We start from the raw sequence: 15,736 nt of genomic DNA on the forward strand, positions 1-15,736 counted from the left end.
TCCTGACGGCTTTCTTATAGTAGTGTATCGTCTTTTGAACGTTTATTAATCAATCTAACAGCAAGGGGACGACGCGTTCCCATTGGGGTTACCGTGGTCCAATCACTCTCTACTCAAACTGAATCCCGAGCACCGATTTACAAAGCTTGGAGTGTGCATGTGTTTACCGCCAGCGGCGTGCTGCTTGGCACGATGGCGCTGCTGGCGCTGGTTGATAACAACCCGGTGGCCTGCCTGCTTTGGCTGGGGGCGGCGATGATGATCGACGGTATTGATGGCACCCTGGCACGTAAATATGAGGTGAAGTCCGTACTGCCCCACTTCGATGGGTCGACGCTGGATATGGTGATTGATTACCTCACCTGGGCCTTTATCCCCGCCCTGTTCATTTATTACTTCATTGAATTACCGCCCTACTTAGGGCTGATCTCGGTCTTTATCATTTTGTTGTCGTCGATGTTCTGCTTCTGCAACGTCGATATGAAAAGCCAAGATAATTACTTCGTAGGCTTTCCCGCCGCCTGGAACATTGCCGCCGCTTATTTTTACATTCTTGATTTACCGCCACTGCTGACGTTTGGCGCAATACTCGTCCTGGCGATGCTGACCGTGACGAAAATGAAGTTTTTGCACCCGTTTCGAGTGCGCCTATTTATGCCGCTCAATATCGCTGTGACGCTGCTTTGGTGCGTGTGCGCAACCTCGTTAATCCTCTCAAACTCTGATCATGCCGCCTGGGCTCTGTGGGGCTTAGGCTTGACCTCACTTTACTTCGCGGGCATGTGCTTTTGGCGCACGGCTCAAGAGTGGTTCGGCGGGCAGATGGCACGCTAAATGACCTCCGACTTTATCGCCCCCGACGGCCACCCGCGCTGCCAGTGGTGTGGCGGAGCGGCGGAGTTTCTGCCCTATCACGACCACGAGTGGGGCTTTCCCGTTGCCGATGACCAGCGGCTGTTTGAAAAGCTCTGCTTGGAGAGCTTTCAGTCAGGCTTAAGCTGGCGCACGATCTTGAACAAGCGCGAAAATTTCCGCGCAGCTTTCCACCACTTCGATTTCCATAAAGTCGCCCGTTTTGACGAAGGGGACGTGCAGCGCTTACTGCAGGATGCGGGCATTATTCGTCACCGCGGTAAGATCGAAGCTACCATCAATAACGCGCGCTGTGCGCAGGAAATGGTGGTTCAGGAAGGCTCTTTAGCGGCGTTTTTCTGGCGCTATGAACCGGATAGCGCTTCTCTGCCTGCCCCACAAACCCAAACCACATCCCCAGAATCTATCGCGCTAGCAAAAGATCTTAAAAAGCGCGGATGGAAGTTTTTTGGCCCGACAACCGCGTTTGCGTTTATGCAGGCCATGGGGCTGATCAATGATCACTCGTTGAACTGCGTCACGCGTGAACGGGTGGAGCAGGCACGGCAACAGTTCCAGCGACCCACCTAGCGTTATCTATAGGAGCGCTTCCTATGAAACCTAAAATTAGCTTAATCACTCTTGGGGTCTACGACCTGACTCGTGCGATTCACTTCTATCGTGAAGGCTTGGGATTGCCGGAGCACGAAACAGACAGCAATGAGGTCGCCTTTTTCAAGCTCGAAGGCGCTTGGTTATCGCTTTTTCCGCGTGAAGCGCTAGTGAAAGATATTGGCATTCAAGATGACTCTCCCAGCGGCTTTAGCGGTATCACCCTGGCTCACAATGTCGGCAGCCAAGATGCCGTTGACCAAGTGCTTAAACAAGCAGTTGCCGCCGGTGCCGAGCTCATCAAACCTGGGCAAGAAGTGTTCTGGGGTGGTTATTCCGGCTATTTCCGCGACCCAGAAGGCCACTACTGGGAAGTCGCCTACAATCCGTTTATGGATTTGACGTAACGCCACCTTCACCGCCCGAGCGTTGATAAGTCCAGAAGCGCTTTCTGACTAGTCGGGCGAAGCGCGCTCTCGACTGCTTGCCTCCACTCCTGACCTGGAAACAGTTGATAATCAGGCATCTCAAATTGGGCTAACAGCTCCCAAACAGTCAAAAATTGTTGCTGCCAAGCTTCTGCGGACATCCTGGCCAAACTATCGCGTAGGTGAAACCTTTTATAGTGAGCGCAAGGTTTGGAATCCAATTGAATGGCCTGCCCCGTCAATAGCCCATAAGCGATAAAGCTCGTTCCCGGTGCCATCAGTTGCAATATTTTTGCCGCAATTGGCCCTCCTAAAGCGTCAAACACTATGTCCGACTCACGAGCCTCATATGAGATCTGCGATACGTCTTGGATAGATACCGGTTTGATGCCGAGCTGTTCCAGACGAGCAACTCGACTCTCAGAGCGGTATATGCCCACAACCTCCTTCGCGCCATGCTGATATGCCCATGCTCCAAGATAGTCAGCGCAATTGGAACCCGCTCCACTGAGAAGAACCCGTTTGCCCTCGACAGGCCAGTTTCCAAGCATGGTCAGGGCGGCCAAAGGATTGATATAGGCTCGTGCGGCAACCGCATCAGAAATGGACTCGGGAACGGGCACTGCGAGCGCCGCATTACAATCTAGAATCGTCTGCCAAGTACCTTCGCCTCGCAGTGGGAGCACTCGCTTCCCGATCAGAGAGGCGTACTGTCTGGGCGCATCAATCACACGCCCAACCCCTTCGTAGCCGGCGACCGCGGGAAGCGTTATACGATGCGAATACGCACCGCTAATTGGAATCAGATCAGACGGGTTCACGGGAGTACATAACATCCTCACCCTGAGCATGCCCTCACTCCTGGGTGGGGCTTTGGTTATTTCCATTTTCAGTGTTTCAAGCGGCTTTCCGAACGACCGATAGGTGAGCGCATAACGACGCATAGGCATTAGTTGACACCTACCGCATGCCCCTGCGCTTCTTCCACCATTTCGGTGGCGAACTCGCCCACTGTGCGCACGGCCGCTTCGATCTCAGGGGTTAGCGTAAACGCATAGTTCAAGCGCAAACACTGGCGAAATTTACCCGAGGCCGAAAACAGCGAACCCGGTGCCACATGGATCGCATGCTGCGCCAAGCGCTGGTTGAGCCGCACGCCATCCACCGCAGCAGGTAACTCTACCCACAGCAAAAAGCTGCCTTGGGGATAGCTGATGCCCGCCCCCTTGGGGAAGTAGCGCTGTACCCAACTGATCATGATGTCGCGTTGGCGCTGATATTGGCGAGTAGCGAAACGAACATGGCGCTCGTAGTGCCCTTTAGCGACGAACTCCGCCACTGCCAGCTGCGGCAGCGTGGCCGAAGCGCCGGTAGAAACGTACTTCATATGCAGCGCCTGATCGCGGTAACGGCCTGGCGCCAGCCAGCCTACCCGCAAGCCAGGCCCTACCGTTTTAGAAAAGCCACTGCACAGCATCACCCGACCATCGTCATCGAAGGATTTTACGGTGCGCGGCCTAGGCAGGCTGAATGACAAATCGCCGTAAATATCGTCTTCGATAATCGCCACATCGAAACGTTGGGCGAGTTGAAACAACGCCCGCTTGCGTGCTTCAGGCATGGTGTAGCCCAGCGGATTATTAAAGGTCGGCGTGATCTGTATCGCCCGAATCGGCCACTGCTCTAGCGCCAGCTCCAAGGCTTCCAGACTGATACCGGTTTGTGGATCGGTAGGAATCTCCAACGCTTTTAAGCCGTTGGCCTTGAGAATCTGCATGGTGCCGTAAAAGCTGGGCGAGTCGACGGCGACCACATCGCCCGGCTGGGTGAGGGTGCGCAATGCAATCGAAAGCGCCTCCTGGCAGCCGGTCGTAATCACAATGTCATCCGGGTGTAGCAGGCAGCCCGACGTAATGGCCAGTCGAGCTACCTGTTGACGCAATTCCGGGCTACCGCTCAGCTTGTCATAGTTGAACCCGTGCAGATCATTACTGCGATGCAGGCTAGCAAGGGTTTTCGACAAAGGCCGCAGCGTTTCATACTCAAAATTCGGTACGCCACGCCCCAGCAGTAGCCGTTCATCATCCCGCTGAGTAGCAACGAGCTCGAGCACCTGATCCCATTGGGAAATATCCAATGGTCGCTGTGCAGGGCGAGAAATCGAAGGCAGTACCGAAGGCGCTCTACTCGGCAGCACGAAGTAGCCCGACTTTGGCCGCGACTCAATCAGCGCGGTGTCCATCAATTGGCGATACGCCTCTTGCGCCGTTGAGATACTGACGTTCAGCTCTTGGCAGACCGCGCGAATGGAAGGTAGCCGGTCGCCCACGCGATAAATCCCGTGCTCAATCCGCTCCCGCAACGTTGCCGCCACCTCTTCATAACGCGTCATCACTCCCACCCCATTCGGTTCATCTGCCATACAGAAGGCATCTCGTTTCGCCATACAGAGGTATAACACGCCCATCTGTATCGGAAAAATAAAAAAACCTATATCTGTATTGCCGCCAGCAGGCTGCGTAACCTAAACAGGCACCCCACCGCTCGGAGAGCCGCCATGCCACGCTTCAACCTCACTCAGCTTCGTTACCAATTAAGCCGCTACCAGCAGCGTCGCCGCAGCCGTCGGCAGCTGCTCACGCTAAATGACCACTTGCTGAAAGATATTGGCCTCACCCGTGAACAGGCCTGCCAGGAGGGAAAACAAACGTTTTGGAAACCAAAGCACCAAGATAAGAGAGCATTAACAACGCAGCGCCGCGATTAAATGCTTAGGACACTAGCGCATACTAAGCCGTCAGCCCAATGCCTCTTAAAATCACCGAGGTCACCGACTGCACGGCTTTTTCAAACTGTAGGTCGTCCAGCGGTTTGTCGTCGTTCAGCAGTGAAATTTGGTAGTCGAAATCGGCGTAGTGCTGGGTGGAGGCCCAGATCATATAGAGCAGGTACGAAGGCTCGACGGGGTTGATTTGGCCGGAATCGACCCATTCGCGGATTTTCGACTCTTTTAGTTTGGCCCATTCATAAAGGTTATCGCGCAGGCGCTCTTTGAGCATCGGGGCGCCCTGCATCACTTCGGCCGCCCACACTTGGGAGCCGTGGGCGCGGTTGCGGGAGTGGTTCATCTTGGCGCGTATGTAGGTGGAGAGCACCACTCGAGGGTCGTCGTACAGCTCGAAACAGAGCGCGTCCTGCTTCCATAACTCTAATAGCGCCAGCAATACCTCTTGATAGAGTACTTTCTTAGTGGCGAAATAGTAGTGCACGTTGGACTTTGGCAGGTCGGCTAACTGGGCAATATCGCCCATGGAGGCCCCGGCGTAGCCTTTCTCGGCAAACAGCTGCTCCGCCGCCTGAAGGATCTTTTTGACGTTCGTTTGCCGAATTTCGTCCTGTGTTCTCGCCACGCTGGTATCCCTTTGCAACCCTGACCGCTCATAATACGCACCAAAAAATACACCACCGCCCAGCAATGATGCAGGCGGTGGTGCAGTGAAGATGGCGCAGTTAGCGCATCGCGTCAACGCTGGTTAGTAGGAAACGAGAACTCCGCCCGTGTGGCTTCGCTGACGGAAGGCCAGCGCTGGGAAACCGCCTTGCGGCGCGTGTAGAAGCGAACCGAGTCTGGGCCGTAGGCGTGAAGGTCGCCAAACAGCGAGCGCTTCCAGCCACCAAAGCTGTGGTAGGCCACCGGCACAGGCAGCGGTACGTTCACCCCCACCATGCCCACTTCGATACCGTCGGTGAAGCGGCGGGCGGCTTCGCCATCGCGGGTAAACAGGCAGGTGCCGTTGCCGTATTCGTGGTCGTTAATCAGCTGCATGGCATCGTCCAGGCTGCCGACCCGCACTACGCAGAGCACTGGCCCAAAGATCTCTTCCTGGTAAATGCGCATCTCAGCGGTGACGTTATCGAACAGGCAGCCACCCACAAAGTAGCCCTCCTCATGGCCAGCCACGGTCAGGCCACGGCCATCCGCTACCAGCGAAGCGCCAGCATTCACACCATCTTCAATAAAGCCAAGCACTTTATCGCGATGCTCTGCGGTGACCAGCGGGCCCATATCCAGGACTTTATCGGTACCCGGCCCCACCTTCAGCTTAGCGATTTTGGGCAGCATGGTTTCCACTAACCGGTCGGCGGTTTCATCGCCCACGCACACCGCTACCGAGATCGCCATGCAGCGCTCGCCGCAGCTGCCGTAGGCAGCGCCCATCAGCGTGTTGGCGGCGTTTTCTAGGTCGGCATCCGGCAGAATCACCGCGTGGTTCTTAGCCCCGCCCAGGGCCTGAACGCGCTTGCCCGCTGCCGAACCTCGGGAATAAATCGCTTCCGCCACGGGCGTGGAACCCACAAACGAAATGGCTTTCACGGCTTTGGCATCCAAGAGTGTTTCTACCGCTTCGCGACCGCCGTGAATCACGTTCATCACACCTTTGGGCAGCCCCGCTTCTTGCAGCAGTTCGGCCACGGCCATAGCCGCTGATGGGTCTTTTTCGGAAGGCTTAAGAATGAAGGTGTTACCGCAGGCAATCGCCATCGGGTACATCCACAGCGGCACCATGGCGGGGAAGTTAAACGGGGTAATGCCCGCGACCACGCCCAGCGGCTGGAAGTTAGACCAGGCATCAATGCCTGGCCCCACGTTGTGGGAGTACTCGCCTTTTAACAGCTCCGGCACGCCGCAGGCGTACTCGACATTCTCAATGCCACGCTTCAGCTCGCCCATGGCGTCTTCGACCGTTTTGCCATGCTCTTCGCTGACTAGTTGCACGAGGCGGTCCGCGTGCTCTTCCAGCAGCTGCTTAAAGCGGTACATCACCTGGGCGCGCTTGGCAGGCGGCGTATCGCGCCAGGCAGGAAAAGCAGCCTGGGCTGCGGCAATGGCACGCTCCACATCCGCCGCGCTGGCATCCGCCACGTGGCGGATCACTTTTCCCGTAGAAGGGTTGGTGACGTCCAGCGTGCGCTGGCTTTCCACTAGCTCACCGTTAATCAGGTGGGAAACAACACTCATCATGAAACTCCAAAACAGGGTTGGCCAGGGTTACGCCAGTGAATCCAGGGTGGTCGCAACGGCATCGAACAAACGCTCAAGCTCGGCTTCCGTGGTGCCAAAGGGAGGGCCGAACTGCAGGGTGTCGCCACCGTAGCGCACGTAAAAGCCTGCTTCCCACAGCGCCATATGCGCATCGCGGGGGCGAATGGTGGGGTCGCCGTTGCGCGGCGCTAACTGAAGAGCACCGGCCAAACCGTAGTTGCGAATATCGACAATGTGGTTGTGGCCTTTTAAGGCGTGCAGCTTTTGCTCGAATACCGGAGCGATGGCATTCACCTGAGCGGGGAAGTTTTCACGCTCCATCATCTCCAGCGCTGCCAGCCCCGCCGCGCAAGCCACGGGGTGGGCGCTGTAGGTGTAGCCGTGGGGGAATTCAATGGCGTGCTGGGCACCGCCTGCGTGCATAAAGGTGTCGAAAATCTCGCCAGTGGCAATCACCGCCCCCATGGGGATCGCGCCATTGGTGATCTGCTTGGCCACGTTCATGATATCCGGCGTGACGCCAAACGCTTCGGCCCCGGTGGTGGCCCCACTGCGGCCAAAGGCGGTAATGACTTCATCAAAAATCAGCAGAATATCGTGGGCGGTGCAGATCTCCCGCAGCCGATCCAGATAGCCTTTTGGCGGCACAATCACACCCGCCGAGCCTGACATCGGTTCCACAATCACTGCCGCAATGGTAGAGGCATCGTGCAGGGCGATTTGATCCAGCAGCGCATCGGCCAGCTCAGCGCCAGTTTCCGCTTGGCCACGGGTGTACGCATGGCCCGCCTGCAGGGTGTGGGGCAGGTGCGTCACGTCCATCAACTGGCCGTAGTGCTTACGGTTGCCGCCAATACCGCCCAGGCTGGTGCCTCCAATATTCACCCCGTGGTAGCCCTTGGCGCGGCCGATCATGCGGGTTTTTTCCGGCTTACCTTTTAACCGCCAATACGCCTTGGCCATCTTGACCGAGGTATCGGCAGCTTCTGAACCGGAATTGGTGAAAAACACGTGATCCAGCCCGGCAGGCGTTAAACTCGCGACCTTTTCCGCCAGTTTGAATGCCAACGGGTGGGCAATCTGAAAACCGGGGGCAAAATCCAAAGTGCCTAGCTGCGCCGCCACGGCTTTTTGGATCTCTTCACGGTTATGGCCTGCCCCGCAGGTCCATAGGCCAGAGAGCGAATCAAACAGCTTGCGCCCCTGGTCATCAATGTAATAACGCCCTTCCGCCCCCGCAATCATGCGCGGGTTGGCGCGGAAATCGCGGTTCGCGCTGAACGGCATCCAGAAATGCTGGTTGAGGGCGGTGCCCTGCTCATCGGCTGTGTGTGTGTGGGAAGTCGTGCGGTTTTTTAATCCGCTTTTTAATCCAAACATAGTGGCCAAGCTCCATCGCTAACAGGCATAGCCACAGCATGCGCCACCCACCACGTTTATAAAATTAACCTTTTCTTTTGTTCACGTTAGAGAATTTAGACGTAATTGGGCGGCATTTATCTCTACGCTGGCTAATAGCCAATAACAACTAACAGGACGCCGCCAGCATTGCCTGTGCCACTTTGAAAAGGACGACATAACGTATGAACTCGCTTGTTGACCCCACCACGACACTCGATCATTTACGCACCGACAGCGACCGCCTGTGGGCGGCACTGATGGAGATGGCCACGCTGGGCGCTACCGCGAAAGGCGGCGTCAATCGCCAAGCATTGACCGAGCTAGACCGCCAAGGCCGCGACCTGTTTATTCAGTGGTGCCGCGCCGAAGGCTGCACCATTCGCATCGATAATATCGGCAATATTTTTGCCCGCCGAGAAGGCAGCGACCCCAACGCCAAAACGGTGATGGCAGGCAGCCACCTGGATAGCCAGCCCACGGGCGGTAAGTACGACGGCTGCTTTGGCGTGCTGGCAGGGCTGGAAGTCATTCGCACCTTAAACGAACACCGCATTACCACTAAAGCGCCGATTGAAGTGGTCGCGTGGACCAACGAAGAGGGCTGCCGATTCCCGCCCTGCATGATGGGCTCCGGCGTGTTTACCGGCGAGCTGGAATTCGATGCCATGATGGCACGTAAAGACGCCGATGGCGTGTCGGTCAGCGATGCCCTAGACGCCATTCACTACCGAGGCAGCGACGAGGTATCGCCCAGCGAGATTCAGGCCTACTTTGAGCCGCATATCGAGCAAGGCCCTATCCTGGAAGACACCGACACCACCATTGGCGTGGTGATTGGCGCACTGGGCCAGAAATGGTTTGATCTCACTCTTACCGGCCTAGAGGCCCATGCCGGACCCACTCCCATGCACCTGCGCCGAGACGCCATGATGGGTGCAGCGGAAGTGACCCAAGCGCTCAACCGGATTGCCAACGAACACCAGCCCCACGGGCGCGGCACCGTCGGGTATATGGCGCTGCACCCCGGCTCGCGCAACGTGATTCCTGGGCAGGTAAAGATGACCCTGGACATGCGCCACTGGGAGCCAAATGCATTAACAGCTATGGGCGACGCGGTGGCCGCCGCGATTGAGGAGATTTGCCAGCGCCACGGGTTAACCTATGAATTAACGCCCACGGCGGATTTTGCCCCCGAGTATTTCGATAAAGCGTGTGTCGACGCCGTGCGCCAAGGGGCTGAAAAGCTAGAGTTATCTCATATGGATATCATCAGCGGCGCGGGGCACGATGCGATTTTCATTGGCCGAGTGGCCCCAGCGGCGATGATCTTTATTCCCTGCAAAGACGGCATCAGCCACAACGAAGCGGAAAGCGCGACGCCAGGCGATGTTCATGCAGGGTGTAACGTGCTGCTGCACGCCATGTTAGAAGCAGCAGGCACCGCCTGAAAGTAACGCTACCGCACCCAAGTGCGGTAGCCATTTCCTGCCTTACAACACCACCTCAAACCCTTCAAACTTAGGCGGGCCAAGGTAGATGCCTTCTGGCGCTTTGGCATTGGCGTGGGCCTTGCGGAAGGCGTCTGACTTCGTCCAGGCGCGGAAGGCCTCTTCGGACTCCCACACGCTGTGGGAGATAAACACGGTGTGGTCTTCCTGGCTTTCGCCCTGCAGCATTTGGAACTGCTTGAAGCCCGGCACTTCGTCCAAGTGGGAATCGCGGTTGCGCCATACCTCTAGAAAATCCTCTTCGCGGCCTGGGGCAATCCGAAAACGGTTCATGGCGATATACATAGTGGCTCTCCTGTGAGCGGGTGTGACTCAGTTGGTTACGCAAACAATCGCTTGATGGTAACGTCATCACTGCATCACGAATAGATAAGTGACGAACAGGCGTTACGGCTAATGGCTCAGGCACCCCTTCAGATCGTTTGGTTCAAACGCGATTTACGCATTCACGATCATGCACCGCTGGCCAACGCCGCTGCGGCGGGCCCCGTGCTGCCGCTATTCGCCATCGAGCCTGAGCAGTGGCAAGCACCCGACAGCGCCTTGCGCCACTGGCAGTTTGCCGCCGATTCGCTGGTTGATCTTGCCCAAGCGCTCAACACGCTGGGCCTGCCGCTCTGTCTGTGGCAAGGCGATATGGTGGAGTGCCTGGCCGCGCTCAAAGCCCGCTACGGCGAACTGGTGCTGCACTCCCACCAAGAGACTGGCAACGCCTGGAGCTTTGAGCGCGACCAGCGCGTTCAAGCGTGGTGCCACGCCCACCAAGTGCCCTGGCAGGAAGCCCGCCAGCAGGGCGTGATTCGCGGGCTGAGTAGCCGCACGGGGCATCAATCCCGCTGGGAAAGCCACTGGGAAGCGCTGATGGCCGCCCGCACCTACACCGCCCCGCCAACAGCGGTGGCAGCACCCGGTTGGGAAGCATTTCATCACGTAGACGTAGCGCAACTGCCCTCGCTCACTTTGGGGTTCGATACCACGCCCTGCCCCCAACGCCAGCGCGGCGGGCGCAGTGAAGGCCGCGCGCTGTGGCTGAGCTTTATTACTCAGCGCGGGCGTCGCTATCGCGGCTCGCTCTCTAAACCGTTATTGGCCTGGGAGTTTGGATCGCGGCTCTCCCCGCACTTGGCATGGGGCACGCTCTCCATGCGGGAAGTAGTGCAATCCCTGCGCCGCCAGCGGCAAAAGCACGCCGACGACACCGCCTGGGCCCGCTCGCTGCGCGCCTTTACCTCGCGGCTCTACTGGCACTGCCACTTTATTCAGAAGCTGGAGAGCGAACCCAGCATCGAGTATCAAACCCTGCACCCGGCGCTGCGCGGCCTGCGGGAGCGCGACCCGGAACATCCCAACCTGATCGCCTGGAAGCGCGGCCAAACCGGCGTGCCGCTGGTGGATGCCTGCATGCGCAGCCTGACCAACACCGGCTGGATCAACTTTCGCATGCGCGCCATGCTGCTCTCCCACGCCACCTTTGGCCTGGGGCTGCATTGGTACGAGCCTGCCCTGCACTTGGCTCGGCTATTTACCGACTTCGAGCCGGGCATTCACTACCCCCAGGTGCAGATGCAGGCAGGCGCTACCGGCACCAACGCCATGCGGGTCTACAACCCGATCAAGCAAGCAGAAGATAACGACCCCACCGGTGAGTTCATCGCCCGCTGGGTGCCCGAGCTTTCGCCGCTGCCTCAGGAATGGCGCGCCAAACCCTGGGCGCTACCGGAAAGCCTGCAAAAACGGTTCTGCTTTCAGCCGGGCGTTGACTATCCCATCCCCAACGATTTCGAAGCCGAAGCGCGCTACTGGAAGAAGCTGCTTTATGAACTGCGTCGCACGCCGGAGGCCCGCGATGCCAGTCAGGCGATTGTGGATAAGCTGGCTAGTCAGCGGCGGCCGACCGCTCGGCGTGGTAAAAAAGCTACAGCCGATAATCAGCAGCAGCTTCCGTTGTTTGATGAGGGCGTGGTGGGAGATGGTTAGCGGTTATGCTTGGCTTGGGCTAGCTAATCTCTTAGCCAGAGGACGTGGCCGGATTGGTGTTGCCCCTATGCACCTGATGATTCCACTCAGTGCCGGTCGTACTCTATTGAGGATGCCATTACCGACACACGGTGTAAGAGGAACGTTTTTGCTGACCATTGAAACCGATGAGGATCAGTTGGCCATAAGCGTTCTGAGGGGCGTTCCAGGCGGGAGGTTAAGTAGACACTGAGCCGATCCAGTGCAGAGTTTGGAAGCCCCTTATCAACGCCTATAGAGATTCACTTTTATATCATCGTTAGTGAAGTAGCTACCCTCACTCCATGTCGAAATAATATTTCTTGAATCAAGCCATCTGGCTAAATTCTTATTCTCAGGAGTGTTTTTCAGCCTCGCTGTATAGTTCCCAGTTTTTATTTCTGAAAAGGGGTTCGGTAGATTAACCAAGACTTGACGCACCTCATCATCCGTCATAAGAGAATGACATTTGTTAAAAAGCGAAATTTGCGTCTCTATGGGCGTAGCATGTGCTATTAAAAGTTGCGCACTAATACTATTAAGGATGGATATATCTGCGTCGGCGCTGTTAATAATTGGACCGATAAGTGCTGATCGCTCTGGAAGTCCCTCGAGAGCTCCTAGATCCATCAATTCGACTATCCCGAGCTTGGCTCCATTATCGATTCCAGATCGAAGAAGTTCCTCTCGGAAGTCATCGTCAAATGCAAAGCTGACTGGATCTGCTAAATATTTATCGATATTGGCTGCCACGAATAGTACCTGTAAATCCATGTTTTCAGCGAGTGCGTCGAGATTCTCCGCAGAGAATAAGATTTTTCCTTCTTCGATTAGGATTCTAAACTTGGCTGGTTCCAGTCCTTCGGGCAGCTTCTTAAACGGCTTCGGTAGGGCGTGAACATATTCTCTATAGGCGTCATCAGACAGCGAGCCCGCGCCGATGAGAAATTCACGCAACTGCAGTGAATCCGAGTCACTTGGAATGGGGTGTTGAAGGATAGTTGCACGGACAGTATCTTGATCAAGATAGCCAACCAAGCTATCTGCCTTGAACTCTTCTCCTTCCATAAAAACAAGACAGTTCACCCAAGTTGGTTCAACCATATTTAGCGTGAACAGCATTGAGTGCAACCTTTCGGGCACACCTTCTAGAGTTGGCAGCAGGGTCGTCTGCCGTTCAAGAAACTCCCGCAGATGATTTTGATCAAGCGTATCGTGACGAACCAAGGCGAGAATAGCAGACGCATCCTCCTTTGAATTGCCTTGAAGTGCCAAAAGAATATCACTCAGGTAGCGGTCAAAATCGCGTTCGACTCGCTCTATCAAGGTTGCGTTATTCGCTGAAAGTATGGTAGTGAAGTTTCTCTCACGTAGCGGCTCAATATTTTTCTTTCCCAAAATAGTTTGGTAAACATATTCCAGGTTCGAAATCGTGAGTTCGAAAAGCCCCTTCTCGAACATGAAGCGTATAATTTCGGAGTGCTCTTTAATTGCAGTCAGGTCTTTGACCTCAAAATCTAGGCATGCAAGTCGTTCAGGTGCTAGCTCGGTTGAATTCGCCAGAATCTCTGGAAGGTTCACCGAAACAAATTCCGGTAACTCGGCATAATCTTTTGCGAGAACTTTGAGCGAGGCTTCTGGTAAGTTCGCGACCAGCCGGGTAACGTGGGAAGTACTGTTGGGGCTGGCAATGGCAGCTGGGACAAGACCTTTCCAGATGTCAGCTAATCCGGAAAGAAGACCCGCAACATATTGGCCACTAGTGTAATAAGCATCGAAAAAGCCCTCGCAGCTCTCGAATTCAGACGCGATAAACTCGAAAAGTTTCTTTGTTTGGTCGAGGTAGCGACTCCGGTCATTTAGCAGACTATCGACGAGCTTGACGTTTAAGACATAGCTTTGCCGGAAGTCCTCATCTCGCATCGCTGAGATAACCTCTTTTGGATTGTCGATTGGAAAACCCGGCTCAGGTGTGACGAATGCCCGTATCTGGATCAGAAACTTATTGTCATTGGGCGACAAACGGCCTGAGTGAAAAAGTGAAGTGTATTGATAGTAGGTATCGTCGAGATGGCCTTCCAGAATCAGGAAGCGTGCAAGCTCTCCGTTTTCGCCGAAACCTTCAAAAAGCTTCTCCAAGTGATTGGCGTTCAATCTCAAAAGCTCATTGAGTTTAGTCATGCGAAGTATTGGGATCTTTAATCTGAGATCGTGTATTCGGCGCAGCGTCTTATTCTTATTGTCCGCCGTTTTATTTTCGATCTCCTCCTTGCGTTGCAGGTAGGATTTCTGAGAGTCCACCTCGGCTTGCAATTTGGAAATATCTATCTGCTGTAAATGACCTTGGGAATTGCGGCCGCTAAGACGAGAAGTCTCTATAAGTTGCTCGAATTCATCGTGGCTAACAAGCTGTGGAAGCGGGATCCATTGTGATCCATTAATACGAACGGTTTGAACATTCACTGGAAGCTTCTCAATCAGAGCCATAGCATAGATTTGTCGCAACTCTCTCAGATCCGAAGGAGTCTGTCGCTCAGCAGCTTCAAGCTGCTTTTCGAGTTCCGCGATCTCGGCCCTATATATGGCCTCACCATTCCCGATGAGCACACTTTGGTAATTCAATATTTTAGCGAGATTTCCCGCACCGCGGTGCAATTGTTCAAAGTCCCTTGGGTAAACGTTTTTATAGATAAGAATGGCGAGGAGCTTGTTGGCATTGAGCAGATTTTCTCCATCATTTTTCAAATTAGCCATATAAATGGCATATTCATTGAAGATATTCTGAATTAGCCTCAGGTCGTTCAGGTATCGTGAGACCTCTCTGAGAAATTGTCGATCAAGGTGCTCATCAAGCTCAAGCCTCTTTCCCTGTTTCAATACCATGTCTATCGAGTTTGATGTGTTGATAACCGGAATGACGGGGATAATGAACTCAAAAAACTTGGTGCGGTCGGTATTGATAAACATGTCATCGCGCAGGGCGTAGAGGAATCTGATGGTACGCTTCACGCCAGCATTCTCGTTAACAAGGCTATTAATTTCACGCAGAGTGACGAATATCTCGGCGTCGTCAAATCGATCTATATCCTCAATGATTACGAGATCGTAATCGGTTGATTGGAAGAAATAGACTATTTCGTCTAGGTGGCGGTTCAGTATGGATGTCTGGTCATCAACTGCAGGCCGTATTTCAACGTCCTTCAACGAGATACTCTTCAATGATAGACCGAAGCTAGCGACATAAAAGTGATGTAATGTCACCCAGAGGAATATTACCGCGAGCGAGAACATTCCCAGATTGAGCCAATTGCTAAGTGCGAACGGAACGAGAAAAGTACCGCTGATGATATCTTCTCTCTGATTAAACACGTACCAGAGCGCAAGCCCCCCAATCATTATGCAAAGAGATTTAAAAAGCGATCTAACACGACCGGGCGACTGAATTCTTTTGAAACGCGATAGCGGAAGTTTGTTTGCGTCAGCACCATACAGCATCTGCTGCAGGATACTTCTCTCAATCTCTTGTCGGCTCACCTTCTCGCCCTTTGAATCGGCCTCGGGAACGAACGCAGCGAGAGAGATATGGAGCGCAGGCCGTCGATAATTCTTCAAGAAGGTTTGGATAATGCTGCTCTTTCCCGACCCATAGGGGCCGGTTAGGGCAATATTGGACACCTTCGCATTGTTCGTTGCAAACAGAATTGCTTCAGAATATACGCCGGCCTTGTCTGCTTCATCCGTTGGCGCGAGATCCACGAACTTAGATTTTTCTTCACTTGAGGCGTATCTTTTTTCTAACCATGAATCGCCCCAGGTTTCATAGACACCTCCAGGCCTTATACTAAAGGTATCTAGGAGGATCCATGAGCCGTCCCCGTTACACTGAAGAATTCAAA

At 54.7% G+C, this 15,736-nt stretch carries 13 protein-coding genes; 6 read left to right on the top strand and 7 right to left on the bottom strand.

Annotated features, from left to right (window positions below; translation table 11 throughout):
- Positions 1-93: 93 nt before the first annotated feature.
- The 3 genes from pcsA to ACIGG6_RS12785 are packed head-to-tail and all read left to right on the top strand — an operon-like array spanning position 94 to position 1,871.
- Positions 94-834 carry a phosphatidylcholine synthase gene (gene pcsA / locus ACIGG6_RS12775; RefSeq protein ID WP_399844859.1) on the top strand — a complete coding sequence of 247 codons (741 nt, stop codon included), beginning with the start codon at positions 94-96 and terminating at the stop codon, positions 832-834.
- Positions 835-1,443 carry a DNA-3-methyladenine glycosylase I gene (locus ACIGG6_RS12780; protein WP_399844860.1) on the top strand — a complete coding sequence of 203 codons (609 nt, stop codon included), beginning with the start codon at positions 835-837 and terminating at the stop codon, positions 1,441-1,443. It begins immediately after the preceding gene.
- Positions 1,444-1,466: 23 nt separating this feature from the next.
- Positions 1,467-1,871, top strand: a complete 405-nt coding sequence (locus tag ACIGG6_RS12785; protein ID WP_399844862.1) for a VOC family protein — start codon at positions 1,467-1,469, stop codon at positions 1,869-1,871.
- Positions 1,872-1,879: 8 nt separating this feature from the next.
- On the opposite strand, the gene ACIGG6_RS12790 is transcribed toward ACIGG6_RS12785, so the two are convergent.
- Together ACIGG6_RS12790 and ACIGG6_RS12795 are read right to left on the bottom strand one after the other, a co-directional pair.
- The gene (locus tag ACIGG6_RS12790; protein WP_399844863.1) at positions 1,880-2,842 is read right to left on the bottom strand and encodes a zinc-dependent alcohol dehydrogenase family protein; all 963 of its coding nucleotides are present in this window, start codon (positions 2,840-2,842) and stop codon (positions 1,880-1,882) included.
- The gene (locus tag ACIGG6_RS12795) at positions 2,842-4,284 is read right to left on the bottom strand and encodes a PLP-dependent aminotransferase family protein (protein WP_399844872.1); all 1,443 of its coding nucleotides are present in this window, start codon (positions 4,282-4,284) and stop codon (positions 2,842-2,844) included. The genes ACIGG6_RS12790 and ACIGG6_RS12795 overlap by 1 nt, the downstream gene beginning before the upstream one ends.
- A 165-nt stretch (positions 4,285-4,449) precedes the next feature.
- Here ACIGG6_RS12795 and ACIGG6_RS12800 point away from each other — a divergent pair, with 165 nt between their 5' ends.
- Positions 4,450-4,659, top strand: coding sequence for a DUF1127 domain-containing protein (locus ACIGG6_RS12800; protein WP_399844864.1), 210 nt, complete (start codon positions 4,450-4,452; stop codon positions 4,657-4,659).
- A 22-nt stretch (positions 4,660-4,681) separates the two neighbouring features.
- On the opposite strand, the gene ACIGG6_RS12805 is transcribed toward ACIGG6_RS12800, so the two are convergent.
- The 3 genes from ACIGG6_RS12805 to ACIGG6_RS12815 all read right to left on the bottom strand — a co-directional run bounded on the left by ACIGG6_RS12805 (position 4,682) and on the right by ACIGG6_RS12815 (position 8,316).
- Positions 4,682-5,302 carry a TetR/AcrR family transcriptional regulator gene (locus ACIGG6_RS12805; protein WP_399844865.1) on the bottom strand — a complete coding sequence of 207 codons (621 nt, stop codon included), beginning with the start codon at positions 5,300-5,302 and terminating at the stop codon, positions 4,682-4,684.
- Between the two features lie 113 nt (positions 5,303-5,415).
- Positions 5,416-6,912 carry a CoA-acylating methylmalonate-semialdehyde dehydrogenase gene (locus ACIGG6_RS12810; RefSeq protein ID WP_399844874.1) on the bottom strand — a complete coding sequence of 499 codons (1,497 nt, stop codon included), beginning with the start codon at positions 6,910-6,912 and terminating at the stop codon, positions 5,416-5,418.
- A 30-nt stretch (positions 6,913-6,942) separates the two neighbouring features.
- On the bottom strand, positions 6,943-8,316 hold the full coding sequence (locus ACIGG6_RS12815) for an aspartate aminotransferase family protein (RefSeq protein WP_399844866.1): 1,374 nt from the start codon (positions 8,314-8,316) through the stop codon (positions 6,943-6,945).
- Between the two features lie 203 nt (positions 8,317-8,519).
- Between ACIGG6_RS12815 and ACIGG6_RS12820 the strand changes: the two genes are divergently transcribed.
- Positions 8,520-9,785: a Zn-dependent hydrolase gene (locus tag ACIGG6_RS12820; RefSeq protein ID WP_399844868.1), complete on the top strand. Its 1,266-nt coding sequence runs from the start codon at positions 8,520-8,522 to the stop codon at positions 9,783-9,785.
- Between the two features lie 42 nt (positions 9,786-9,827).
- On the opposite strand, the gene ACIGG6_RS12825 is transcribed toward ACIGG6_RS12820, so the two are convergent.
- Positions 9,828-10,130 carry an antibiotic biosynthesis monooxygenase family protein gene (locus ACIGG6_RS12825; RefSeq protein ID WP_062363117.1) on the bottom strand — a complete coding sequence of 101 codons (303 nt, stop codon included), beginning with the start codon at positions 10,128-10,130 and terminating at the stop codon, positions 9,828-9,830.
- Between the two features lie 111 nt (positions 10,131-10,241).
- Here ACIGG6_RS12825 and ACIGG6_RS12830 point away from each other — a divergent pair, with 111 nt between their 5' ends.
- Positions 10,242-11,822, top strand: coding sequence for a deoxyribodipyrimidine photo-lyase/cryptochrome family protein (locus ACIGG6_RS12830; RefSeq protein ID WP_399844870.1), 1,581 nt, complete (start codon positions 10,242-10,244; stop codon positions 11,820-11,822).
- A gap of 264 nt (positions 11,823-12,086) precedes the next feature.
- Here the strand turns inward: ACIGG6_RS12830 and ACIGG6_RS12835 are convergent, their stop codons facing one another.
- On the bottom strand, positions 12,087-15,596 hold the full coding sequence (locus ACIGG6_RS12835; RefSeq protein WP_399844871.1) for a YobI family P-loop NTPase: 3,510 nt from the start codon (positions 15,594-15,596) through the stop codon (positions 12,087-12,089).
- Positions 15,597-15,736: the final 140 nt, after the last annotated feature.

Origin of the sequence: Vreelandella lionensis (assembly GCF_044543515.1) — a bacterium.
In the GTDB taxonomy this organism is placed as follows: domain Bacteria; phylum Pseudomonadota; class Gammaproteobacteria; order Pseudomonadales; family Halomonadaceae; genus Vreelandella; species Vreelandella lionensis.